Annotated in this window: 23 protein-coding genes; 13 read left to right on the top strand and 10 right to left on the bottom strand. The window is 46.4% G+C overall.

The window, feature by feature from the left end:
- Positions 1–48: 48 nt before the first annotated feature.
- The 3 genes from Q4Q57_RS11485 to plsB form a co-directional block, all read right to left on the bottom strand.
- On the bottom strand, positions 49–822 hold the full coding sequence (locus Q4Q57_RS11485) for a VOC family protein (RefSeq protein ID WP_311890896.1): 774 nt from the start codon (positions 820–822) through the stop codon (positions 49–51).
- A gap of 148 nt (positions 823–970) precedes the next feature.
- A complete protein-coding gene (gene mtr, locus Q4Q57_RS11480; protein WP_311890895.1) occupies positions 971–2,227 on the bottom strand; it encodes a tryptophan permease in 1,257 nt (418 codons plus the stop codon).
- A complete protein-coding gene (plsB, locus tag Q4Q57_RS11475; protein WP_311890894.1) occupies positions 2,227–4,650 on the bottom strand; it encodes a glycerol-3-phosphate 1-O-acyltransferase PlsB in 2,424 nt (807 codons plus the stop codon). The genes mtr and plsB overlap by 1 nt, the downstream gene beginning before the upstream one ends.
- A 160-nt stretch (positions 4,651–4,810) precedes the next feature.
- Here plsB and lexA point away from each other — a divergent pair, with 160 nt between their 5' ends.
- From lexA to Q4Q57_RS11445, 6 genes are all read left to right on the top strand, one after another.
- Complete coding sequence (lexA, locus tag Q4Q57_RS11470; RefSeq protein ID WP_106649027.1) at positions 4,811–5,431, top strand: transcriptional repressor LexA; 621 nt, start codon at positions 4,811–4,813, stop codon at positions 5,429–5,431.
- Entirely contained in the window at positions 5,428–5,940 is a 513-nt protein-coding gene (locus Q4Q57_RS11465) for a cell division inhibitor SulA (RefSeq protein WP_006084614.1), read from the top strand. Before lexA ends, Q4Q57_RS11465 begins: the two co-directional genes overlap by 4 nt.
- A 402-nt stretch (positions 5,941–6,342) precedes the next feature.
- A complete protein-coding gene (coxB, locus tag Q4Q57_RS11460) occupies positions 6,343–7,899 on the top strand; it encodes a cytochrome c oxidase subunit II (RefSeq protein WP_311890893.1) in 1,557 nt (518 codons plus the stop codon).
- 9 nt (positions 7,900–7,908) lie between these two features.
- On the top strand, positions 7,909–9,501 hold the full coding sequence (gene ctaD / locus Q4Q57_RS11455; protein ID WP_106649025.1) for a cytochrome c oxidase subunit I: 1,593 nt from the start codon (positions 7,909–7,911) through the stop codon (positions 9,499–9,501).
- Position 9,502: 1 nt separating this feature from the next.
- The gene (locus Q4Q57_RS11450; RefSeq protein WP_006079604.1) at positions 9,503–10,084 is read left to right on the top strand and encodes a cytochrome c oxidase assembly protein; all 582 of its coding nucleotides are present in this window, start codon (positions 9,503–9,505) and stop codon (positions 10,082–10,084) included.
- Entirely contained in the window at positions 10,081–10,956 is an 876-nt protein-coding gene (locus Q4Q57_RS11445; protein WP_006079601.1) for a cytochrome c oxidase subunit 3, read from the top strand. Before Q4Q57_RS11450 ends, Q4Q57_RS11445 begins: the two co-directional genes overlap by 4 nt.
- 4 nt (positions 10,957–10,960) lie before the next feature.
- Here Q4Q57_RS11445 and Q4Q57_RS11440 read toward each other — a convergent pair whose 3' ends face one another.
- Positions 10,961–11,179 carry a DUF2909 family protein gene (locus Q4Q57_RS11440; RefSeq protein WP_311890892.1) on the bottom strand — a complete coding sequence of 73 codons (219 nt, stop codon included), beginning with the start codon at positions 11,177–11,179 and terminating at the stop codon, positions 10,961–10,963.
- Here Q4Q57_RS11440 and Q4Q57_RS11435 point away from each other — a divergent pair.
- The 5 genes from Q4Q57_RS11435 (at position 11,178) to Q4Q57_RS11415 (ending at position 15,156) form a co-directional block, all read left to right on the top strand.
- On the top strand, positions 11,178–11,942 hold the full coding sequence (locus Q4Q57_RS11435; protein WP_311890891.1) for an SURF1 family protein: 765 nt from the start codon (positions 11,178–11,180) through the stop codon (positions 11,940–11,942). The two genes, Q4Q57_RS11440 and Q4Q57_RS11435, sit on opposite strands and share 2 nt — an antisense overlap.
- A gap of 91 nt (positions 11,943–12,033) precedes the next feature.
- Positions 12,034–12,579: a hypothetical protein gene (locus Q4Q57_RS11430; RefSeq protein WP_311890890.1), complete on the top strand. Its 546-nt coding sequence runs from the start codon at positions 12,034–12,036 to the stop codon at positions 12,577–12,579.
- Positions 12,579–13,556: a COX15/CtaA family protein gene (locus Q4Q57_RS11425; RefSeq protein ID WP_311890889.1), complete on the top strand. Its 978-nt coding sequence runs from the start codon at positions 12,579–12,581 to the stop codon at positions 13,554–13,556. The genes Q4Q57_RS11430 and Q4Q57_RS11425 overlap by 1 nt, the downstream gene beginning before the upstream one ends.
- A gap of 14 nt (positions 13,557–13,570) precedes the next feature.
- Positions 13,571–14,476 (top strand): heme o synthase, encoded by a 906-nt coding sequence (gene cyoE, locus Q4Q57_RS11420; protein ID WP_063882479.1) that lies wholly within the window; start codon positions 13,571–13,573, stop codon positions 14,474–14,476.
- A gap of 47 nt (positions 14,477–14,523) precedes the next feature.
- Positions 14,524–15,156 (top strand): SCO family protein, encoded by a 633-nt coding sequence (locus tag Q4Q57_RS11415; RefSeq protein ID WP_259483612.1) that lies wholly within the window; start codon positions 14,524–14,526, stop codon positions 15,154–15,156.
- Here Q4Q57_RS11415 and Q4Q57_RS11410 read toward each other — a convergent pair whose 3' ends face one another.
- On the bottom strand, positions 15,157–16,203 hold the full coding sequence (locus tag Q4Q57_RS11410; RefSeq protein WP_311890888.1) for a polysaccharide deacetylase family protein: 1,047 nt from the start codon (positions 16,201–16,203) through the stop codon (positions 15,157–15,159). It abuts the gene before it with no gap.
- 22 nt (positions 16,204–16,225) lie between these two features.
- On the opposite strand from Q4Q57_RS11410, the gene Q4Q57_RS11405 reads away from it, so the two are divergent.
- On the top strand, positions 16,226–17,593 hold the full coding sequence (locus Q4Q57_RS11405; protein WP_311890887.1) for an MATE family efflux transporter: 1,368 nt from the start codon (positions 16,226–16,228) through the stop codon (positions 17,591–17,593).
- An 80-nt stretch (positions 17,594–17,673) separates the two neighbouring features.
- On the top strand, positions 17,674–19,611 hold the full coding sequence (locus Q4Q57_RS11400; protein WP_311890886.1) for a S9 family peptidase: 1,938 nt from the start codon (positions 17,674–17,676) through the stop codon (positions 19,609–19,611).
- 86 nt (positions 19,612–19,697) lie between these two features.
- Here Q4Q57_RS11400 and nfuA read toward each other — a convergent pair whose 3' ends face one another.
- The 5 genes from nfuA to Q4Q57_RS11375 form a co-directional block, all read right to left on the bottom strand.
- Positions 19,698–20,276, bottom strand: coding sequence for a Fe-S biogenesis protein NfuA (gene nfuA / locus Q4Q57_RS11395; RefSeq protein ID WP_006079591.1), 579 nt, complete (start codon positions 20,274–20,276; stop codon positions 19,698–19,700).
- Positions 20,277–20,514: 238 nt separating this feature from the next.
- Positions 20,515–22,263 carry a urocanate reductase gene (urdA, locus tag Q4Q57_RS11390; RefSeq protein WP_311890885.1) on the bottom strand — a complete coding sequence of 583 codons (1,749 nt, stop codon included), beginning with the start codon at positions 22,261–22,263 and terminating at the stop codon, positions 20,515–20,517.
- Positions 22,264–22,368: 105 nt separating this feature from the next.
- The gene (locus tag Q4Q57_RS11385; RefSeq protein WP_311890884.1) at positions 22,369–23,133 is read right to left on the bottom strand and encodes an outer membrane protein OmpK; all 765 of its coding nucleotides are present in this window, start codon (positions 23,131–23,133) and stop codon (positions 22,369–22,371) included.
- A gap of 193 nt (positions 23,134–23,326) precedes the next feature.
- Complete coding sequence (locus Q4Q57_RS11380; RefSeq protein WP_311890883.1) at positions 23,327–24,574, bottom strand: HAMP domain-containing sensor histidine kinase; 1,248 nt, start codon at positions 24,572–24,574, stop codon at positions 23,327–23,329.
- Positions 24,561–25,238, bottom strand: coding sequence for a response regulator transcription factor (locus Q4Q57_RS11375; RefSeq protein WP_006084628.1), 678 nt, complete (start codon positions 25,236–25,238; stop codon positions 24,561–24,563). Before Q4Q57_RS11375 ends, Q4Q57_RS11380 begins: the two co-directional genes overlap by 14 nt.
- Position 25,239 lies beyond the last annotated feature (1 nt).

The following is a 25,239-nucleotide window of genomic DNA, read 5'->3' as shown; positions in this document are numbered from 1 at the left end:
GAGTGTCGCCGTTTTTAATCTTAAATGTGACTCGTCCTAAATATGGCCTTACATCTGATTAAGCTCGATCACCGCAAAGGTGGCACCTTGAGCATCAGCTATCACAGAGAATCGACCCACATCGGGGATATCACTGGGCGGAATGCACACTTGCGCGCCTAATGCTTGGGCTTTTTCTGCAAATGCATCGCAATCGGCTACGGTAAAATAAAGCAGCCAATGGGGAGAGATATCGCCCCATTCTGGCATGATGGTCATCATACCGCCGATGGATTGCCCATCAACTTGCCACTCAGAGTATTCGATGTCTGGCATATCGCTGAGCGTGTTAGTCCAAGGGAATATTTTGCAGTAAAAGGCTTCTTCAGTACGCGGCTCTTTGCAAGCCAGCTCAACCCAGCAAAGGGTATTGAGTTCACCCTGACGGCGAGCACCTATGTGGTTCTTCGCTTGCCACAGTGCAAAACGTGCGCCTTGCGGATCGCTCACCTGCGCCATCACGCCCGCATCTCCCACAATATGCGGCCCCATGTGCACTTGGCCGCCCGCAGCTTGAATAGCTGCAATGCTAGCATCCATATCATCCACGGCAAAGTAGACACGCCAATGACTGGGGATCTGCGACTCAGACTCAGGAATTTGGTACATGGCGCCTAAATCATCACCTGCTAAATTAAATAGCGAAAAATGACCTTCCTGGATTGGCATGTCTACTGAATCCCAACCAAATAACGCTTGGTAGAATGCCTTAGCAGCTTGCCAATCGTGGCTTGCGAGTTCAACCCAACATGCATGTCCTTGTGCGTACTGAGTAATTTTCATCATTTGCTCCTTCGTTTTTACAATCATTCGAGTTAAGCCTGAGTTCGGGCTTCTGTACAGTGTCGGGATAAAAAAGATCTGCAGGATTAAAACTCAATCGCTAAATACAAAAAAGCCCTCACATGGAGGGCTTAAATCATCGAAAAAATTAGGAATATTGCGGCAGTAAATTTGCCATCGCGAGCAGATGACAAGCACCCGTGACTATGCCAAATAACACCACAAGAATAATCAACGGTGTACCGCCTATCACTCTAAAACCTGTGCTCTCGGGGAATAACTGCCGCGATTTATAGGCCATCAGCGCCGGGACGATTACCGCCCACACTGTCGCCGCTAATGCCGCAAAGCCAATCGCCACCAAGAAGCCGTCGGGGAACAATAATCCTAAAATCGTCGGCGGCACAAAGGTCACTAACGCGGTTTTCATCCGGCCCGAGCGAGAATCGTCAAAACCAAACAAGTCGGCTAGATAATCGAACAAACCTAAGGTCACCCCTAAGAAAGATGAAGCCACGGCCAAGTTAGCAAACAGCGTTAACATACTGTTCAACCAGCTACTCGCCATCACCTCGGACAAAGCGCCCACCAAGACGCCCATATTGCCGCCTTTGGCAATAATATCGATAAACTGGCTGCGGGGAATATTGCCCATAGTCGCCACTAACCAACAGGCATAAATCACCAGCGCGATAAAGGTGCCGACGAAAATCGCCTTGATAATGGTGGTGGAATCTTTGCCGTAATACTTCACTAAGCTGGGAACGTTACCATGGTAGCCAAAGCTGGCAAGACCAAAGGGTAGCGCCGCCCACAGATAAGGTGAAAAGCTACTATTACCATCGGGTTCGAGCAACTTAGTCACATCGATTTCGATCAGTAAATTGCCAATAGCGAGGAAGAAGGTAATGATCATACCGCCGAGCATAATCGTGGTAATGCGATCCACGGCCTTAGTGCTGATCAACACTATGCTCGCCAATACTATGGCAAACACTAGCCCTGCCACACTTTGCGGTAACTCAATTCCCATGCCCTGCAAGCTGTGATTCACAATCGAGCCACCGCCGCTGATATAGGCATAGGTCAAAATATACAGCACGAACGCGATGGAAACGCCGTTCACTATCCGCCAAAACTGCCCTAAGGTTTGCTTGCTTAAAGTATCGAAGCTGGCACCGGGCTCGAAATGCAAATTGGTTTCGAGTAGCAATAAGCCCGACATCAACATGCAAAACCAAATGCCCAATAACATTAAAATCGAATAGCCAAACCACATACCTGCACCGACCACGGGCAGAGAAAACATCCCAGCACCTACGGTCGTGCCAGCAATAATCATGGCGCCGCCGAGCAAGGACTTACCTGCGGGCTTATGCTTAGCCGCATTCATATGATTTGCCATTAAACTGTATGCTCCGCGGTGACACTCGCCACTATCGTTTGTTTCACTGACGGACGTAATAAGCTATTGGCTTGATCTCGTATGCGATTGATATTGGACTTATCTTGGTTATCCGCCAGATATCCCAATTCTTTGAGCTTAACGCTCAAGGTGCCGTAAAGTTTCTTATCGTAGAACTCAGGCGCGGTAATGCCATGCAAAGCGCCTAAACGCTGGGCAAGTAGATGACTCTCAGACTCAAGTTCTGAGCGCTCCATCTTAGGTCTGTTCGCTAACAGGTTGAAAATAATCGCATAGCGTTGCAAGGTCTCGCTCACGGAACTGGCTAACAATAATAGTTGGCTAGTGTGCTCTGGCACGACAGCTAAGGTATCAGTCTCGACCACTAACCCTTGTTCAATGAAGAAATCCAGCACTTGATTGACATAGGCAGGTACATCTTTAATGCCCATAAAGAGTTCGGCTTTCAGCAGTGGATAAAAATCGGCAACGATTGACACCACTTGCTGACGCGGGATCTGCTCATTATGCGTTAAGCAGCTCGCAATTAATGACGGCACAATAAATAAGTGAATGATATTGTTACGATAGTAAGTCATAGACACAGCCTGACTCGCTTCGATAGACACGATTTCACCTAAAGGATCGGCACACACAACAAACTTATTCAGCTCTAAACCTTGCTGCACTAAATGCTTACCATCACCTTCGGCAACCGAAGTATAAGTAGTGTAAGGCACTTTTTTGAGTAGGGTCAGATACAGATCAAGCTGACGTTCCAGCAGACTGCGCTCTAAGGCATTTTGATCTGTGGCCAGCAACACTAAACTCGTCAAGGTCACCGAACTCGCCGCCGCCGCATCGTTGATATTTGTCATCACTCGATTCGCCAGCACGTTTACAGCTGGCGTTAACCAGCTTGGTTTTTGCTCAGGATCATCGGCCAACTCAGTACGCCAGTTTGGCGCGCGCTCATTTAAGAAGTTTTGCAGGGTTATAGGCTCGCCAAAGTTCACATAACCTTGACCGAAATTACCCAGTTTGCGGATCGCGCCAAACACTTGCCACACAGATTCTTTTTTCTTTTTCTTACCACTTAACTCTTTATGGTACGTCGCCACTTCCATCACATGGTCATAGCCTAAATACACAGGCACTAGCGTGACTGGACGCTCGATACCGCGCAGCACACTGTTCATAGTCATAGCAATCATGCCGGTTTTTGGCGCCAATAGACGACCCGTACGTGAGCGGCCGCCTTCGGAGAAATATTCCACCGAATAACCTTTAGCAAACAGTTGATCTAAATACTCACGGAATACTGCGGTATACAGCTTGTTGCCATTAAAACTACGGCGGATAAAGAAGGCACCACCGCGACGGAACATAGGTCCAGCGGGCCAGAAGTTGAGGTTAATACCTGCGGCAATGTGCGGCGGAACCATACCTTGATAGTACAAAATATACGATAACAGCAGGTAATCCATGTGGCTGCGATGACAAGGTACATAGACAATCTCGTGGCCATCGTGGTGCAGCTGACGAACTTGCTCGGCACCTTTGATGTTGATCCCGCTGTAAAGCTTGTTCCACAACCAAGTTAAGAAACGCTCGGCAATACGCACTAAGCTATCTGAGTAATCTGCAGCGATTTCATCAAGATACTCAATGGCTGTCTCGCGCGCTTGGGTCTCAGAAATCTTTTTGTTGGCCGCTTCTTCTTGAATCGCTTTACGCAAGGACTCGGATTTGAGCAGCGAATGAAACAGTGCTTGGCGATTTGGCAGCACAGGCCCTGTCATCACCTTACGTTGACGACGGAAATGCACCCGCGCTACCCGCGCTAACTTATGGGCGATCCCCATGTCAGTGCCGTGTTCGTCGGCCATGTATCGCAGAGATACCGCATTTGAAAACTGTACGAAGTTATGTCGACCTAAGAATAGAATCATCAAGCATTTGCGCAGCCAAGTCGGGTTTTCCCGCTCAAACACAGCCGCCTTCATAGTGTCGTCTTCTTTCCCTGGCGTGCGGCCCCAATACAGGCTCACGGGCACCAGTTGAATGTCTAATTCAGGGCGCTCCTTATGCACGGCCAACAAACGCATAAAGCATTCGAGGAAAGGCTCGTTACCGGCACGCTCACCAAACAGCGGCTTACGCCCTTGAAGGCAGACAACCCGAGGCGCAATCACACCATTTGCCACTAAAGGCTCATAGGGGCTCGGCAGTCCTAACTTAGCCGTAATTTCGCTCAGGGCAGCGATGTCACTCAGCGATTCCGTTTTCATCACATAAGCAAGGGGTCTGGAGGCATCCAGATTCAGATCGGCAAAGGGATCCTGAGGCACAACAATAGTGTGCACTAAGTGTTTTTGGATCCAGCGTAATGATTTCAACCAAAGAGAGTCGTGTTTAGGCATTATTCTTATGCAATTAAGTACGTTTACTAGCCCGGTAGAATACCAGACTATGGGTAATATTCGCTAATTCTCTCCAACATAGCTAAAAAGTGGTTAATACTTGCGCTGCAAATAATACTGTATATACTAACAGTAACTGTATAGAAAAACAGGAAACACCATGAGACCTTTGACGCCACGCCAAGCTGAAATTTTAGAGCTAATTAAACGAAATATTGCCGATACTGGCATGCCACCCACTCGGGCAGAAATCGCGACCCGTTTAGGTTTTAAGAGCGCCAATGCGGCTGAAGAGCATCTTAAAGCGTTGGCGAAAAAGGGCTGCATTGAGATCATGCCAGGCACATCGCGGGGCATTCGCCTACCTGCGGAAGTCGAAGATTTAACTGAAACAGGTTTACCACTTATCGGTCAAGTGGCTGCTGGCGAACCTATTCTTGCCCAAGAACATGTCGAACAGTACTACCAAGTCGACCCGAGCATGTTCCATCCCGCCGCCGATTTCTTACTGCGGGTTAAAGGCGACAGCATGAAGAATATCGGCATTCTCGAAGGAGATTTGCTGGCTGTCCATAAAGTACAACAAGCTAGAAATGGTCAAGTGGTTGTCGCTAGAGTCGACGACGATGTCACTGTTAAACGTTTCGAAAAAAAAGGCAATGTGGTCTATCTACACGCCGAAAATGAAGACTATTCCCCGATAAAAGTGGATTTAGGCTATCAAAGTTTAACAATTGAAGGACTCGCCGTCGGTGTGATCCGTAATGGAGATTGGCTATGAACAAACTACTTGGCAATGCACCCCGCCATCCGGGCTTGTGGCTCGATGAAGTCCGTGATGCCGACTATGACTGGCACCACGCACCTATCGCCTGCATGCCAACTAAGACTCAAGGCCGCCAAGAGTTAATCCATTTGAGTGCGCAACTCGCCCAGTTAAGCCAACAGGGTCGTTGGTTAGTACTCATCAACCCACCGAGCATTGGCTACAAACAAATGCTCGCCAATGCAGGCGTGCGTATGGACAGAGTCTTGCTGGTGCACGCTAAAGATGAAGTCGAAACCCTGTGGGCGATGGAAAAAGCCTTAACAAGTGGTACGTCCAGTGCGGTTATTACTTGGACCCAATCACTGGATGCACGCGATAATCGTCGCCTGCAAATCGTCGCTAAAAGTGCCCGCGCCATGGGTATAGTGCTAGAAGACGTAAACAGTCACTTACATGGCGACGTACGCATTGAGCAAGGCAATCTCTTCGGCCAACAATCTTTTTTTAGCGCTGTACATTAAATATTCATTTATTTTTTTACCTTGAAAGCCGCCTCGCCTATGAATGTGAGGCTTTTTTTTGGCAATTTTTCAGACAATTAGATAAATAAGTGATCTTGATCAATATTTAAACAGCAAGTATGGTTGATTTAGTCGGCGATGATATATCGCCGCCCGTGGCAAATAAATCGAGCCGTAATCGAGTTCAAAATGCCACTAAAAATAGAGAACAGATTTATTTCAGTCGTATGTGCCAGCGTGGCTAATACCAGCAGTAACAATACTTAATTAAAAGTAACAGCCGCCAACGCACGTTGAAGTCAAAAACGCTTTTTTGGGAACTGAAGAGTTTGCATAGAGTTGAGACTTACTGTGTTGCTCTTCTTTGTAGTTGCTATTCGCAATTGGCAGAGGAGAAGTCTTGTGAAGCAATTGTTGTATTGTTTACTCGTGGTGTTATTCGCACCACCGTTGGCCGCCGCGGACATGCGGTTCAACATGACCCCTGGCGTAACCGAGATCAGTGGCAAGGTTTATCACTTGCACATGACCATCTTGTATATCTGCTGCGCCATTGGCCTTGTGGTCTTTGGCGTGATGATTTACGCCATGATCAATCACAGAAAATCCAAAGGCGCTGTCGCGTCGCACTTTCACGAAAGCACTAAAGTTGAAATCGCTTGGACGATTCTGCCATTTATCATTTTGATCTTAATGGCGATTCCAGCGACAAAAACCTTAATTGCTATGGAAGATCCCAGCAATGCCGATCTCACCGTTAAAGTCACAGGTTCCCAATGGAAATGGCACTACAGCTATTTCGATCAAGACATTGATTTTTACAGCATACTCGCAACCCCAAGAACACAAATCGACGGTACCGAAACCAAAGGGGAAAATTACCTTTTGGAGGTCGATAAGCCGCTCGTGCTACCGATAAATCGCAAAATCCGCTTTTTAATGACCTCAGAAGACGTCATTCATTCATGGTGGGTACCTGCTTTTGCGGTGAAAAAAGATGCTAATCCTGGGTTTATCAATGAGGCCTGGACTCGCATAGACAAACCCGGCATTTACCGTGGTCAGTGCGCCGAACTTTGCGGTAAAGACCATGGTTTTATGCCGATTGTAGTGCAAGCCTTACCCGAAGCCGAGTTTGAAGCTTGGGTAGCGGAGCAAAAACAAGCTGCAGGCGCGGCGGCAGAAGCTGCTCAAGCTGCATTGTCACAGACCCTTAGCAAAGAGGAGCTGATGACCCAAGGTGAGCAAGTTTACCTCGGTCACTGCGCAGCCTGCCACCAGCCTAATGGCGAGGGGTTACAAGGCGTATTCCCACACCTCAAAGGCAGTCCGATAGCAACGGGACAGCTCAGCGGCCACCTTGAAATCGTGATCAACGGTAAAACGGGTACGGCCATGCAAGCCTTTGGTAAGCAATTGAATGCACAAGAAATTGCCGCTGTGATTACCTATGAGCGTAATGCGTGGGGTAATAATACTGGCGACGCTGTGCAGGCCAAAGATGTTAATGAGCATATGAACGGCAGTACTGGCACACAGGCACCTGCTACCGCACCAGTCAGCACGACCCCAACACCCGCACCTGCAACAGAGCCCGCAGCCGTTGTCGACTCCACAACCATAGTCGATCCAGCGAGTCTCCCTACTCTCACCCACGACGCCTTGATGGCCGAAGGTGAAACTGTTTACGCCACCACTTGTGCGGCCTGCCATCAGTTAACGGGAGCTGGCATACCACCAGCCTTCCCCGCACTCGCTGGCAGTGCTATCGCCACAGGACCCGTTGCTAATCATCTCGACATAGTAATACATGGCAAAACGGGCACGGCGATGCAGGCATTTGGCAAACAACTCAGTCCACAGCAACTCGCGGCCGTCATTACCTATGAGCGCAATGCTTGGGGCAACAATACCGGCGATACAGTGCAACCCGCTGATATCGCCAGCCATGGACAGTAGGGGATTATGATGAGCACAACGACTCAAGATCAAACCGCAGCCCATGATGACCATCATCATGGTGCGCCAAAGGGCATCATGCGCTGGGTGCTAACCACCAACCATAAAGACATTGGTACTCTGTATTTATGGTTCAGCTTCATTATGTTTTTAACCGGTGGCGCTATGGCCATGGTGATCCGCGCTGAACTGTTTCAGCCCGGATTACAATTGGTCGAGCCCAACTTCTTCAACCAAATGACCACAGTCCATGGGCTGATTATGGTGTTCGGCGCCGTGATGCCAGCCTTTACTGGGCTCGCCAACTGGCTGATCCCTATGATGATTGGGGCGCCCGATATGGCGCTGCCACGGATGAATAACTGGAGTTTTTGGATCTTACCCTTCGCCTTTACCATTTTGCTCAGCTCACTGTTTATGGAAGGCGGCGGGCCTAACTTTGGTTGGACCTTCTACGCGCCACTATCAACCACTTATAGCCCCGATAGCACGGCACTCTTCGTGTTCTCTATTCATATCATGGGGATAAGTTCAATTATGGGCGCAATCAACGTGATTGTGACCATAGTGAACTTACGTGCGCCCGGCATGACATGGATGAAGTTACCGCTATTTGTATGGACTTGGCTTATCACAGCATTCCTGCTGATCGCTGTGATGCCCGTCCTCGCGGGCGCTGTAACTATGGTGCTGACCGATAAGTTTTTCGGCACTAGCTTCTTCGACGCCGCGGGGGGTGGCGATCCTGTGATGTTCCAGCATATTTTCTGGTTCTTCGGCCACCCTGAGGTCTACATCATGATTTTGCCGTCCTTTGGCATTATCTCCGCCATAGTACCCGCCTTCAGCCGCAAACCATTATTTGGCTATGCATCAATGGTTTATGCCACTGCCAGTATTGCAATTCTGTCGTTCCTCGTGTGGGCGCACCACATGTTCACTACAGGCATGCCAGTGTTTGCCGAGCTGTTCTTCATGTATTGCACTATGTTGATTGCGGTGCCAACGGGGGTGAAAGTGTTTAACTGGGTCGCGACTATGTGGCGTGGTTCACTCAGCTTCGAAACCCCTATGTTGTTCGCCGTGGCCTTTATCATACTCTTCACCATTGGCGGGTTTTCGGGGTTAATGCTCGCCATTACGCCAGCCGACTTCCAATACCACGACACCTACTTTGTGGTGGCGCATTTCCATTATGTGCTCGTGACTGGGGCGATTTTCTCCATCATGGCGGCAGCCTATTACTGGCTCCCTAAATGGACGGGGCACATGTACAACGAGCGACTGGGGCAATGGCATTTCTGGTGTTCGGTGATTTCGGTCAACGTACTGTTTTTCCCGATGCATTTCCTTGGGCTAGCTGGTATGCCAAGGCGTATCCCCGATTACTCGATTCAATTTGCCGATGTTAATCAAATAGTCTCGATTGGTGGCTTCGCCTTTGGCTTATCGCAATTGATTTTCTTAGTGTTAGTCATCAAGTGCATCCGTGGCGGCGAGAAAGCCCCCGCTAAACCTTGGGAAGGTTCCGAGGGTTTAGAGTGGACATTGCCAAGCCCAGCGCCTTACCACTCCTTCACGACACCACCTGAGGTGAAATGAAATGACGAACCATCACCAGCCAGAAAAACCTAAGTCAAATCGAAAGCTTATCAGCATGCTCGTCATGGGCTGTATTGGTATGTTTGGTTTTGGGTTCGCGCTGGTGCCGCTATACGATGTGCTATGTGAGAAGCTGGGGATTAACGGTAAAACCTCCAATACCGCCAGTAGTTATCAAGCGATAACCATAGATACTAGCCGTATTGTCACAGTGGAATTTATCTCCCAAGTGCAAACGGGTATGCCGTGGAAATTTGAGCCGCAAACCAAGCGGCTCGAAGTTCACCCCGGCGAACTGATACACACAGCATTTTTGGCACGCAATGTGTCAGACAGGGCCACGGTCGGTCAGGCGATACCTTCAATATCACCTGGGCAAGGCGCGGCATATTTTAATAAAACGGAATGTTTTTGCTTTAATCAACAGCACTTAGCGGCTTCGACAAGCGCTGAGTTGCCGCTCATTTTCTTTGTGGATCCTCAGTTACCTGAATCCATCCACACTCTGACCCTCTCTTACACCCTCTACGACATTACCGACAAGCAGTTAGCGTCTGCCATAGAGCAAGGAGCTGCAAAATGACCACAAAACATGAAAATTACTATGTTCCCGCCCAAAGTGCTTGGCCCATCATTGGCGCTATAGGATTGTTTCTAATCGCCTTGGGTGCAGGGCACTTTGTCCATCAACTAAAATCTGGCGCATCGGGTGGCGGTTATATCCTGCTAGCGGGTATCGCCGTGATCCTCTTTATGCTGGTTGGCTGGTTTAGAACCGTGATCAACGAATCTATGACTGGACTTTATTCGCACCAAATGGATAGATCCTTTCGCCAAGGCATGAGCTGGTTTATTTTTTCAGAAGTGATGTTCTTCGGCGCATTTTTTGGTGCGTTATTTTATGCCCGAATGGTCGCAGTGCCTTGGCTCGGTGGCGCCTCCAATAATGCCATGACCCACGAAGTACTCTGGCCACAATTCGAAGCCGTTTGGCCGTTGCTCACTACGCCAGATGGCACCAAAACCGAAGCGATGCCTTGGAATGGCCTGCCGTTAATCAACACTATCGTGCTGCTGACCTCCTCAGTCACCTTACATTTTGCCCATGTCAGCCTAGAGAAAGGCAAGCGCTCGGCCATCACACTGTGGCTCGGGATCACCATACTTTTGGGTATGGGTTTCCTTGCCTTGCAGGCCGAAGAATATATGCATGCCTACCATGAGATGGGGCTCACCCTGACCTCAGGGGTTTATGGCAACACCTTCTTCCTCTTAACTGGCTTTCACGGCATGCATGTCTCGCTCGGCACTCTGTTTTTATTAGTCTTGTTTTTCAGAGTGTTGAAGGGCCACTTTAGCGCAGATAAGCATTTTGCTTTCCAAGCGGGGAGTTGGTATTGGCACTTTGTCGATGTGGTCTGGCTGTGTTTGTTTATTTTCGTCTACGTACTTTAAGGCTTTAGTAAGGCGTGGGATTGGGCCTGATTAACCCAGTCCCTAATGCCACCAGCAGCAACAGAATAACGAGTACCGAGAAAATCACCCGGCGACCAAGATAACGGCTCATAGGCACTTTGTCGTCACCTTTAACCATAATAAACAAGGCCCTACCTAGATTAAAAATGATGAACAGCAACAGCAGAACTAAGACCAATTTAAAAATGAATAGGGTATTCATGCAATATCCTTATGTTCTGCTGAATAAATTAACGGTTTTTTTACTGATATTGACTGTGGCTGTATTCGTGATGTTGGTCAAGTTGGGTCTATGGCAGTTAGCCCGTGGTGAAGATAAAACGACGCTTTTAGCCCAAATGGAAGCAAGACAAGCTTTGCTGCCATTAAGTTTTGAGCAGCTCCAACTCAAAGTCGGCAAAGAAGGCGTAACGGGTTATCGACTGCAAGTACGCGCCACTCCCGCAAGCTCACAAATCTGGCTACTGGATAATCAAATCTATCAAGGTCAAGTGGGCTATTTAGCCTTCCAACCATTGCAAGTAGAAGTTGAAAAACCTTGGTTGCTGGTCGAGTTAGGCTTTGTTGCCGCAGGCTCCCATCGGGATGAGTTGCCCCACATCACTCCCCTAAGCGGGGAATTAAATATCGAAGGCAGGCTTTATCAAAAGCAAATCAATCCCTTGAGCCAAGCTTTAATGGCTGAAATGGGGGCGAACATTCGCTTTCAAAATTTAAATATGCCCGAAATGGCTAAGGTATTAGGGCACCCAGTGTTACCTGTCGTGTTGCAACCAGAGCAATTACCTTCCCTCACATTGCCGCATCCTTGGCAACCCTTCCCACTGTCGGCGCAAAAACATTGGGGTTATGCGCTGCAGTGGTTTTCGATGGCAGCCGTGTTTGCTGGGCTCATGTTGTGGCAAGGGATTAAATATGTAAAACGCCAGAGTGCCGAAACAATCGCAAACTCAAGGAGCGAATAGGGAAATTCGTACCATACTTAGCAAGACACAAATAAAAACTAAATAAATATAAAACAATAAATTAGGGATAATTTGAATGAGAGGAGCAAGCATGAACTCCCAGAATAAATCGAAACACAAAGCATTGGGCTTGTTGTTGCTGGCGTTTATCGCGCCCGTGGTGATAGCCAAGCTAGTGCTGAGCCTGAATTTATACCACGGCGGCGCCACTAATCATGGCGAGCTGATCAATCCTGAGACCAGTTATGCCAGCCTTGGGGTTGAAAATCCCAATCCCAAAGAATGGCAACTGCTGTATTTACTGCCCGCCCAATGCGACGATGCTTGCCGCGAACGCCTGTATATTTTACGTCAAAGCCACACTGCTTTAGGGCCAGATCAGGCGCGAGTAGAACCGCTCATCCTCACTCATCCCGACAGCGATCTTAACGCCTTAAGCGCCTTTCACTTCAACACTCGTCCCGCCAATGCTGGCTTAAACCATTGGCTAGATGAACAGCAGCTGATCATAGTCGATCCCTTAGGCAGCTTAGTGCTGCGCTATCCCCAAGTGCAGGGCAAAGAAGCCCATTTAGCTCAAGGCAAGGCCTTGGTTGCGGATCTGCGTAAGTTGTTAAAACTGTCGAGGGTAGATTGATGCAGCTAACTTGGGTCCTACGCTTAACCTTAGTCTTTACCTTGTTGGTGATCTTAATGGGCGCTTACACTCGCCTATCGGACGCGGGGCTAGGCTGCCCAGATTGGCCGGGTTGCTACGGCCATATCAAGGTGCCCACCCAAGACCATGAAATCGCCCATGCACAAACCATCTTCCCCGATCATGATATCCACCCGGAGAAAGCTTGGCTGGAGATGATCCACAGATATATCGCCGGCGGACTTGGCTTACTGGTGTTATTCATCTTAGTGCTGTGTTTGAAAACGCCGGAAGCACCGAAAAAATTGCCGCTCATCATAGTGCTATTGATCCTCTTTCAAGCGGCACTCGGCATGTGGACAGTGACGATGAAACTCATGCCCATAGTGGTGATGTCGCATCTTATTGGTGGCTTCAGCCTGATTTCTCTGCTGTTACTACTCTATCTGCGAACCCGACCACGGCGGATCTTTAATAGCGAAACCCATGCCCGCAATCTGGCACCGCTGGCACTGGTGAGCCTATTCGTTCTTGTAGGACAGATTATGTTGGGCGCTTGGACATCATCTAATTATGCGGCGCTCGCCTGCACCGCGTTACCCATTTGCGAAGGCAATTGGGTGGATAATTTGGCAATAGCGGAAGCCTTTTCACCGTTTCAAGGCCAACACCACAGTTTCGAATTTGGGGTGCTCAATTACCCAGCCCGTATGACTATCCACATCGCCCACCGAATTGGCGCTATCGTTACCGCGAGTTTATTACTCGTGCTCGCCTATCGATTATTTGTTGGCGCTGCTGGGATGAGGGCCTTAAGCCTCTTATTGGTAGGGCTAGTGATCCTACAAGTGAGCTTAGGTATTTCTAACGTAGTGATGCATTTACCACTCGGCATTGCCGTGTCTCACAACGGCGGGGCGGCATTACTGCTGCTGACCTTAGTCGCAATTAACTATTTTTTATGGCGCAAAGCATAAGCGAGGGATCCAAGATGGCAAAACCACTCTCAATCACCAGTAGCCTACCCACTTTCAGCGTGACATGGCGCGCCTATTTTGAAATGACCAAACCTAAAGTGGTCGCACTGATGCTGCTCACTGTCTTAGTCGGCATGTGTCTGGCCGTGCCCCATGCGGTGCCCGTTCAACCTTTACTCGCTGGTATGCTGGGCATTGCCATGATGGCGGGCTCGGCGGCGGCGTTAAATCATCTGATCGATCGCCGTATCGATGGCTTAATGGCGCGCACCTACAATCGCCCACTACCCAAAGGGCGTATTTCGGCCACGCGCGCCTTAATTTTCGCTGCCAGCTTAGGCAGCCTTGGCTTTATCGTCTTATATTCCTTAGTGAATCCACTCACGGCTTGGCTCACCTTTGCCAGCTTGATTGGTTATGCCTTGGTTTATACTGCCTATTTGAAACGCGCGACATCACAAAATATTGTGATCGGCGGCCTTGCGGGAGCCATGCCTCCCTTGCTGGGATGGACGGCAGTGACGAACGAATTTCATGGTCATGCGCTGCTGTTAGTGATCATCATTTTTACGTGGACGCCGCCACATTTTTGGGCTCTGGCCATTCACAGACGCGCCGAATATGCCAAAGTGGATATTCCTATGCTGCCGGTTACCCACGGTGTCGAGTTTACTAAAACCTGTATTCTGCTTTACACAGTATTGCTGGCGATTGCTTGCCTATTACCTGTGCTGGTTGGCATGTGTGGGCCCGTGTATTTCGTCTGCTCTAGTTTACTCAGTAGCGGATTTATCTATAAAGCATGGCAACTTAAATATCGGGATCATGATGGCTTGGCGATGCAAGTGTTCCGCTTCTCTATCTATCATTTGATGTTGTTATTCATGGCATTACTGCTCGACCACTATTTGTGGAACTAGTGTATGCAACTCGTTTGTCGCGCTAACCTGTCGTTATGGAGCCAATAATGCAGAAAAGAATTTTAGTCATCGCCATATTATTGATCGGCCTTGGCGGCCTATTTGCGGTGAAATTTAATCCCCCGAAACCTATCGAGCTAGAGAGTGGTTTTTTGTTTCCGCAGGCCTATGAATTAGCGCCCTTTGAATTGGTTGATCAACATCAGCAGGTTTTTACCAACGCCAGCTTGCAGGGGAAATGGAGCTTATTCTTTATCGGTTTTACCTTTTGCCCCGATGTTTGCCCGACAACCTTAAATAAACTCGCGGCGGCTTATCCCGATCTAAACAAAATTGCGCCATTGCAGGTGGTGTTTTTATCCGTCGACCCCAAACGGGACACACCGGATAAACTCCTGACCTATGTTAATTTTTTCAATCCAGAATTTAAAGCGGTCACGGGCGAGCAGACACAAATCTTCCCGCTCACCCGCAGCTTAGGACTGACCTATGCCATGGTCGGTGAAGGGGAAAACTACCAAGTCGACCATAGTGCGGGTTATGTGTTGGTGTCGCCGCAGGGAACGCGAGTCGCAGTGTTTAAGCCTACGGCAGCGTTAGGCAAACCGCCGCAGGTGTTAAATGATGAAATGATTAGCGATTTTAGAAAAATAGTGGCGCAATACAAACCTAGCCGTTGATCACTCTTTGACCCAAGAGCCATCGTCCTTTGGCCTCACCCAAGGCTGAGAAAACCAATAGTAGCCATTGCGCGCCTTACTCGGCGCAGTGCAGTTGTAACGCGAACGACCCGCAGGTAAGGCTAAATCCGCTTGAACACTAAACTCGTTCTCACTCAACCAAGTCGGCTGTTTTGAACCTTGGCCTTGGATATAACACATCACTTGCTTAGCCGAGATATCGCTCATATCTAGGGTGACTTTAAGCTCTGGGCGCCAATGGCCGCCCTTTAACTCAGGATCACTAGGACTCTGCGCAATCACAGGCATATTTAAACTGTATAGCTTGGCCTTAAGGCTTTTTAAATCAGCATATTGTCCTGCAACAGGGAAACGCGGCAGCGCCGTTAATGGCGAATAGGGCCCAGCGGCACCCGATTGTTGCCCCAAGGCGACAAAGCCGTTCTCAGTTAACATATTCTGCAAGGCTTGATTGTACTCACCGTAGGGATAAGCCAGCATTTTGAAATTGTGACCTGTGGCATCCAAAATGGCTTTTTCTGTGTCTAAAACATTGGCCTTTACCCTCGCTAGCCACTGCGCCTGTGATTCATTTTCTAAGGCGCGGATCAAATGTTCGTGCGCCCAACTGTGGTTAGCAATATCGGCGCCTTCCTTGGATAGCGTTATCAGCTCATCCCAAGTCATCATCTCGGTAAACTTTTGTTTAATCGGCTCAATTGCCACAAACAAGGTGTAGGGAAATCCAAATTCCTTTAGGATAGGATGCGCCGTAGTGGCTATGCTGCGATAACCATCGTCGAAGGTAATTGCGACTGTTTTCGCAGGTAAATCTTGTTTTTGCTTTATCGCTTCAACTACCTGAGAAAGCGGGATCACCTTAAAGCCATCATCGGCTAGAAACTGCATTTGCTCACGAAATTGCGCGGGCGTCACGCTTGTGGCCGCAGGAGTGGTTTCTGACACATGGTGATATTGCAGAATGACCACGGCATGGGCAGAAAACGTCATTAGCCCTATGAGTGCCAACAGCACACGTTTAACCATAATGTGAACACCTCTGAAATTAATGAATACTGCTAAATCAACTTGGCTCGACCTAATGCTTAACGGCGCGAAAAATCGTCAATTACTGGCGCTTGCCCTGCCGATGATACTCTCCAATATCACTATCCCACTTTTGGGCTTAGTCGATACGGCTGTCATAGGTCATCTGAGTGAAGCCTATTATTTAGGGGGAGTCGCTGTCGGGTCAACGATTATCACATTAATCATTTGGTTATTGGGATTTTTGCGTATGGCGACCACAGGTTTAGTCGCGCAGGCCTATGGTGCAAATGATCTTCACGCCCAGCATAAACTCTTAGTCCAAGGCGCTATGCTAGCTGTGTTATTGGGCGCTGGCGTTATCGTGCTGCAAGTCCCGATATTAAATTTAGCGCTAGGATTATCCGAAGCGAGTAGCGAAGTCGAGCGCTATTGCCGCGAGTATTTTCAGGTACGAATTTGGTCAACGCCCTTCGCCCTACTCAACCTCGTAATGCTTGGCTGGCTATTGGGACGTCAGCAACCTAAAGCCGCCATGTGGCAGCTGATATTAGCCAACCTTGCCAATATTATTCTCGATGTGGTGTTTGTCCTCGGCTTAGGCTGGGGCGTTAAAGGCGCCGCCCTCGCCTCAGTCTTTGCCGATATCACCGCTTTCTCAGTCGCACTCACTATGGTGTTACAGCAACTCAAGCGCGAAGCCGATTTTCACTTATCCCAGCTATTACCCCATGTCACCCTGACGGGGTACGGCAAATTACTGAGGCTCAACACAGATATTTTTATCCGCAGCCTCTGCCTGCAAGCGGCCTTTGCCTTTATGACTTTTCATGGTGCGGGTCTGGGTGATAATACCGTTGCCGCCAATGCCGTGTTACTGAATTTACTGCTGTTAATCTCCTATGCACTCGATGGCATTGCCTATTATGCCGAGGCAGAGGTCGGCCGAGCCTATGGCCAAAAACAGGCGGAGCAATTACGGGAAGCAGTGATCTTAGCCTGGAGCTGGTCGGCCATTACTGCGTTAGGGTTCTGCGCTGTATTCAGTCTTTTTGGTAGCAATATTATCGCGTTATTGACCAGCATTAATGAGGTCAGAGCCACAGCACAGACCTATCTTATTTGGCTGATATTTTTACCTTTATGGTCTTTTAGCTCGTATTTATTCGACGGGGTTTATATAGGTGCCGCTAAAGGCAAAGTGATGCGCAATAGCATGATACTCGCCACCTTCGGTGCATTTTTCCCGACCTGGTATTTGCTGCAGCAACTATTATTGCCTGAGCAAGGTAACCACGCCCTTTGGGCCGCCATGAGTGCCTTTATGATCGTCAGAAGCCTGACGCTTGCCGGGCACTATTATTTCAGCAAAGACTTTTTAAATAAATAAATCTGTAAAGACAGTAGTTTACAAATCGCAAAATCACTATGATGTTGATTTTACAATTGTAACAAAGATGTGATTCTATAATGAAAAGGATTTTACCGCTGCTTTTTATGTGGCTATGCAACCATGCCGTTGCCGACACAGCGCCACAATTACCCGTTGAAGCCTTTGCCAGCATCCCAGATGTGAGCTCTGTACAGCTCTCGCCTAACGGCAAAAAACTCGCATCGGTTGTACGCGTCGACCAAGCCAAACTCAAAGGTACTGTCGTTAGTATCCAAGATATAGAAACGGGCGAAAAAAGCATTCCGCTGCACACGGATAATCAAAAATTTGTCATCCTGTCTCTGCAGTGGGCAAACGATAATATCTTACTGATCAGTGCTAAATTTCCGGCTAACCGTTACGGTACACCGACAACCGAAACCCGCCTTGTTAAGTATGATTCGACCACAAAAAAGACCTCAAGTGTCATTCCCCGCAGTGTCTTAGATCGTCTCAATTGGATCCCGCAACATCAGGGGCAAATTATCGATCTTATGGCAGATGACCCCGACAATATTTTACTGTCATTAGACGGAATGGGCGAAAACGTAGGCGAAGATAGTGTACTTAAAGTCAATTTAGCGCAGGGTAAATCCAGTTACACCCAAAATGCTAAAAAGAAGATCATCAGTTGGATTACTGACAGGCAACACAAGGTCCGTATTTCTATCTATAACGATGATACTGAGTACCGCATTTATGAACAGGCTGAGCAAAAGAGAGATTCACGTTTACTTTGGACCTTTAAAGCCTTCTCAGAGGACAGTGTTTGGCCATTAGGTTTTGATGCTGACCCCAATATTCTTTACGTTCGCGCCTATCACCAAGGTTTCGAAGCCATATTTAAAGTCAATCTGACCGATCCTAAGCTCACAAAAGAATTGGTCTACGCCAATGAAGATACTGACGTTGAAGGTAATTTACTCTATTCGAAACTGAAGAAAAAAGTGATTGGTATCAGTGAAGGTGACGGCGAAGAATACACCTTTTGGGAAAAAGAATATGTGGGCCTACAAAATGGCCTAAAAGCCGTGTTACCCAACGCACACAACTATATTACCCAGTTCAGTGCCGATGAACGCCGCTACATAGTGTATTCCACTAGCTCGACCGAGCCCGGCACTTACTATTTTGGCGATAGAGACGAAAAAACGCTTTATCCAATCGCTAACCGATACGGCAGACTCAAGAGTGAACTCCTCGCCGATACCCAATATTTAACTTATGAGGCAAGGGATAAGCTCAAAATCGATGCTTACCTAACCGTGCCAAAAGGGCTTGAAGCCAAACAACTGCCGACGATTATTTTCCCCCATGGCGGCCCCATCAGTTACGACAGCAACGACTTCGACTACTGGGCACAGTTCTTCGCTAATCGTGGTTATGCGGTATTTCGGATGAACTTCAGGGGCTCGGCAGGTTACGGCTATGAGTTTATGAAAGCTGGTCTAAAAAGCTGGGGACTCGAAATGCAAAACGACGTAGAAGACGGGACTCGCTACCTAATAGATCAAGGGATTAGCGATCCTAAACGTATTTGTATTGTCGGAGCTAGCTATGGGGGTTACGCGGCCTTAATGGGTGCAGCCATGACTCCCGATCTCTACCGCTGCGCCGTAAGTGTAGCGGGTGTCACCGATGTGGCCTATCTAGTGAAATCGAGCCGAAGATTTACTAACTACAAAGTGGTTAAAGAGCAAATAGGGGATGACTTTGATGCGCTCTATGACCGCTCCCCGATCAGTAAAGCCGATAAAATTAACATCCCAGTATTGCTGCTACATGGCGATAAGGACAGAGTGGTGAAGGTTCAACATAGCCGAGAAATGTATGACGAACTCAAATCACTGAAAAAACCAGTGGAGTATATTGAGCTGGAAAATGGCGATCATTACTTGAGCAATAACGACAACAGACTCGCGACATTTAAAGCCTTAGATAAGTTCTTAGCTGATAATCTCAACCCTAAGTTATAACTGAACAACAGTACTTTAAGCGAAAGCCAAAACATAAAAAAACGCGACTCTAAGGTCGCGTTTTTTATTCAGCTCAACAAACAAGATTAAGCGTAAGAATGCTCACCGTGTTGGTGATCTGTCACGTCACGTACGCCAGTCAACTCACCTGGGAACATGTCTAACAGTTGTTTCTCGATACCATCCTTCAGGGTGATATCAACTTGAGAACAACCGTTACATCCACCGCCGAACTGCAGTACAGCTACGCCTTCTTTAGTGATTTCAACCAGCATGATATTACCACCATGGCCGGCTAACTGAGGGTTGATCTCAGATTGGATCACGTATTCGATACGCTCGACTAAAGGTGCATCACCAGACACTTTACGCATTTTTGCGTTAGGAGCTTTGAGCGTGAGTTGTGAACCTAATTGGTCAGTCACAAAATCGATAGTGGCATCTTCAAGGAAAGGTGCACTCTTCTCATCGACCATAGCATTGAAGCCAGTGAACTCGATTTCTATATCATCACTTTCCACTGCATCCGGTGGACAATAAGACACACCACACTCGGCTTGCGAGGTTCCTGGACTGATCACAAATACGCGAATATGAGTGCCTTCAGGTTGATCTGCTAACAACTTAACAAAATGGGCTTGAGCCGCATCGGAAATGGTAATCATGAAAACCTGCTCCGTCAGGGGATACCTGAGTGTTTTAGTAAGAATTAGCCGTATGATACTCCGACTCACCTTCGCTTTGTAGTCCCTTGGGTAGCAAGTTTGTGGATTTTTGCCATAGCGATCACGATTTACTCATCATAAATAAGGCTATAAACACCGTATTATGCACGAATAAACAAGCATTCTTTACAAAAAAAGCGACCCAATTGGGTCGCTTAAGCTAGACATAAAACACAACTTATTTAGCCGCTTCTTGTCCTGCTATACGACCAAAAACAATAATATCAGTGTAGGCATTGCCACCAAGACGATTAGTACCATGTGTTAGGCCTGTCACTTCACCTGCGGCAAATAAGCCGGGAATAGCATTTCCTTGCTCATCCAATACACGAGTATGAGTATCAACCACAAGTCCACCCATTGTATGGTGCACAGAAGGTGTAGCCTTTAAAATCCAATAAGGTCCTTTACTTAAATCAACCAATCCTGAGCGATGATTAAAAGCCTCATCCTTACCAGTAGCAGCATAATGATTAACATCTTTGATAGTCGATGCTAGTTTTTCCACTGGAATATCGAAAACCTTCGCCGCTTCTTCCAATGTATCAACTTTATACATCAGACCATCTTTAGTGAACTCTTCTAGCTCTCCTTGGTGCATAGCAACGGTATGGGCAACATCTTCAATAGCTTGGTTCCATAACACATAAGTATAACGGCCAGGTTGGGCTAAAATGGCTTGTGAGATAACATCGCGGCGCTCTAATTCCTCAACAAAGCGCTCACCCTTCTGGTTGATTAACACCGCACCAAAGAAGCGAGAGTCTGCAATCAAGGCAATAGCACCAGAGGTTGGGCTACAAATAGGGTATGACTGGATATATCCCATATTTTTAGCTGCTGCATGTATTTTTTCTGCCATCACAATACCGTCACCAGTGCCACCTGAATGACCAGTGCTACCATAACGTTCATCTAACTCTGGGTTGTATTTTTTGCGCATTTTCATGTTAGATGAGAATCCACCCGTAGCAATCACAACACCGCGTTTAGCATGGTATGTAATAGTTTTTCCATTATGAGTCGCTTCTACACCAACAATTCGACCCGTTTGATCTTGGATTAACTTTTCAGCCTTAGTATTAGTATGGATCGGTAAGCCCACTTCTTCAGCTTTAATAGAAAACTTACTAATCACCTCAGCGCCAGTGTGACCTTTAGGGATTAAGGCCCGTTTAACACTATGTCCACCAAACTGAAATAACTGATCAGGATAAAATTCTACTTTGACGTAATCCCTTAACCACTCTGCAGCCCCTACAGCATTATCGACCATGGTCTTAACCATTTCAGGATCACCTTTAAAATCGCCACCTTTTAACGTATCGCTAATAAACAGGTCTTTGCTATCAGTCACACCCATATTTTTCTGTACCCAACTATCAGCAACATTCATCTCAGCACCCGAGATCAATGAGTTACCACCAATAATTGGCATTTTTTCAATAATAACGGCAGTTCGGCCTGCGGCCATTGCTTCTAAGCCTGCACTAAAGCCTGCACCACCAGAGCCAATGACTACGACATCATAGGTATATTCTGCAGGAGTTAATGCTTCACTTTTTTTAGCTGAAGCGACAGCAACTAGTGTTACCCCTGCGGCTTCAATACTCTTGCCCACGGCTTCTTTTAGCGCTTTAGACGTCACTGTTGCACCAGTGATACCATCAACCTCGATAGAGTTGTTATCAATAATTGCCTGTTTCACATCTTTAAATACGGCACCTGCAAGGACTTTATTTTCCTTTTGCTTAAGTACATCAATCGCAACAATATGCCCGTCTTTGAATGTTGTTTCGACCTGCACTTCGCCATGCTTACCTTGAGCAGTACCTTGGCTTTTTATTATTTGATGCGTAACTTGGCAGCCAGCAATAATAGCTATCGCAGTTACAGTAAGACCTATCATGGATTTTTTATAATGCATTATTGCTTCCCTTATCAACTTTTATAAAGAGATTGAATATTTTAAATGATCACTAATAGAGATGAGGCCGTATATTTGAAAAACATCAGACCCTCTGATTAATAGTTAAAATTGATAACCAATCGATATACCATACTCAAGCCCATCGTTATATTGCGAACCCCAACTATCATAATGAGTTAGATGCAACTTAGAATATATTGAATCTGTTAGTTTTGTTTGTATAGTTGTTATGATTTGGTGGCCGTAACTGTTGTATGAAAAAAGCTCTTGATGTACTTCATCCCTATCGATTTGAGCCTCATAATTTAAGCTTAAACTGTGGTTAAAACCCAAAAAGTCAAATGGATACTTTGCATTCAGTACGACCGCGTAGCCTGATAAATCGTTAAACTTCGCTGATGTAGGTGAAAAATTTCCAAATGTATAGTTCAAACCAACACCATAATTTAATGATAAATCTTTGAATTTAGCATTATGGGTAAGACCAAAATAAAGATTATCCTCAACTAAAGTTTCACTCGCTGATACAAAGTTTTGCGTCCAAAAATTAAACTGAGAGTCTCCTAGCCGATTTTCTATTATCATTAACGATTTAATTGCAGTTTTGCCATCTATGTTTCTTTGATTTTCAGCGAGTTCGGCAGGATTTTCTAACTTAACATTAGCAAAATAGGATCCCCAATCTGCAATTCCCAGATGATTTAACTTAACAAAAGGTTGATTAAAAACGCCTGGGTTATCATTTTTCGTGTCGTTTGTGTAGAATTTATAACCTAAATCTACGCTAGTCTTATTCACATCAGCATATACTGAACCACTGACAAAAATCGCGCCAAACAAAGCTGTTATAACACTCTTGTTACACATAAAACCTCTCACATATCCATATATTATTTGAGACAATGTTCTTTTAAAAAAGAATACTATCCATGCCTGATAAACTTTATTGGATTAATTTACTATAGCTAACATGAAGGCTATGTGATCTAGACCCAAAGGCGCTGTTAGATTTAAAAAGTGTGTGGTTAAATGTAGTAAACATCGATGAAATATATTTAAGTCATTTAGTTATAATTAATTTTGCTATAAACATGCCATTTTTTGATGATGTTGTAAAAAACCAATCGAGTTGATCTGCCAGCCGTTTAACCAACAGTAATCCTAAACCGAATCCATTATGACCGTTACTATTGTAGGAATTAATAATTTCAACACAATGACCTTCTTGAGTAATATTAATATCGACTCCACCATGTTCAATACTATTCTTTAATAAATTACTTATTATTATTTTTAAAGGCTGGAGCTGAACTAGCAAACAAGTATCATCAGCTAATAACTGTATTTTTTGTTCATGACCATGTACTTGTTGCTGCTCCTCGATAATACTGAGAAGTAAAGGTGACAGAGCTACGTTTTCTTTTTCTAGGCTGGAGCACTCTTTATTTGTTAACCATAGCAGTGTTTCAATAAGAGACTTCATTTGTCCAGTCGCTTGAGAAGCATACAAAGTCGCTCCAGTGAGTTCACCTTGTTGTAAAGCGAGGATTTCGAATGAAGACTGGCATATTGCAACAGGCGTACGTAATTCATGGCTAGCAAATCGCAGAAAATTTAGCTCCCGCTGCTGAGCCTCTTGAAGTTGTAAAATTGAGTTATCTAAAGCATCAACAATAGCCTTTAATTCAGCATATTCTTGTTTCGGTAAGCTAAGTTTCCTTCCTCCCTCCCAATCATGCTGCTTAATCGCATGGCTAATTTGATGGACAGGTGTAATCACTTTACTTTGCATATAAAACGCAAGGCCTGCGCTTGCACAGAAGGTTATCAATACTAGAAGCAAGATTGCAGTCATGTTTTTAGGTGCAAATTGCAAGTCATGGGTAACGCTGTACTGCAGCCAAACATAGAGTGGCTGGCCACTCTGTGTGTAGTACACACTCAAAGCATCAACAAAGGGACCTTCTGCATGCTCATACAGAATTGTATTCGCATCAGTTAAGACTTCATCATTACTTAATTGTCGAATCAGCGGAGGGATATCTGACCAATTAAGATAGACGGTTAAGTTATCAGTTTTTAGAATCGGCTGATTAAGTAATTGTTTTTGCGGTTGAGCATGTTCCGCCATAGTCAGTAATGATTCAGCAGCTTGCCCTGCATTATGTATGGTGACCTCATGCATAGAAATCATACCTGCACACATCATGCACAGTGGTATAAAGCTATTAATACCTAATGTTATTAATAGAAAAATAACACCCCATACTTGGTAGTTCCGCTTGAGGCTAAGCTTAGGAGCTTGCATTGATATCATCCCTAAGGCTTAGACCGACTCCACGAATCGTATGCAATATTTGTCGTTCAAAGGGTCGATCTATCACCCTTCGTAACAGATGAATATGGCTGCGTAAACTATCACTATCAGGAGCACTATTGGGCCAAATCGTTCGCTCAATCTCTTCTCTACTCACTGTTTCTGGGCTACGCCGAGCTAATAAAACAAGGATCTGCCAGCCTGTTTTAGGTAAAGCAAGAAGCTGTCCTTGGCGATATACCCTATGGTTTCCAAAATCAATTTCTAGCTCCCCAATGACTAGCCTTTGAGGCGCCGGACGACGCTGAGCAACCACCTTCAATCGCGCGACGAGTTCCTCCATTGCAAATGGTTTTACTAAATAATCATCCGCGCCAACAGCAAACCCATTCAAGCGCTCATTCAGACTGCTACGTGCGGTTAACATTATTATGGGCGAAGTAATGCACTGTGCTTTCCAGCGTTCACATGCTTCAATCCCATCACCATCAGGCAAATTTAGGTCGAGAATAATAGCGTCAAATTGCTGCTGGCTAATTAGCATATCAGCCTGAGCTAGGTTGAAAGCGTAATCGCACTCTATGCCACTCAATTCAAGATATTGAATGATGTTGTTAGAGAGAAGTCGATTATCTTCAACCAGTAATATCAACATA

Origin of the sequence: Shewanella sp. SP2S2-6, from assembly GCF_031931965.1 — a bacterium.
In the GTDB taxonomy this organism is placed as follows: Bacteria; Pseudomonadota; Gammaproteobacteria; order Enterobacterales; family Shewanellaceae; genus Shewanella; species Shewanella baltica.
Note: the sequence above shows the minus strand (reverse complement) of the source record. Positions and strands in the feature narration are given on the sequence as shown.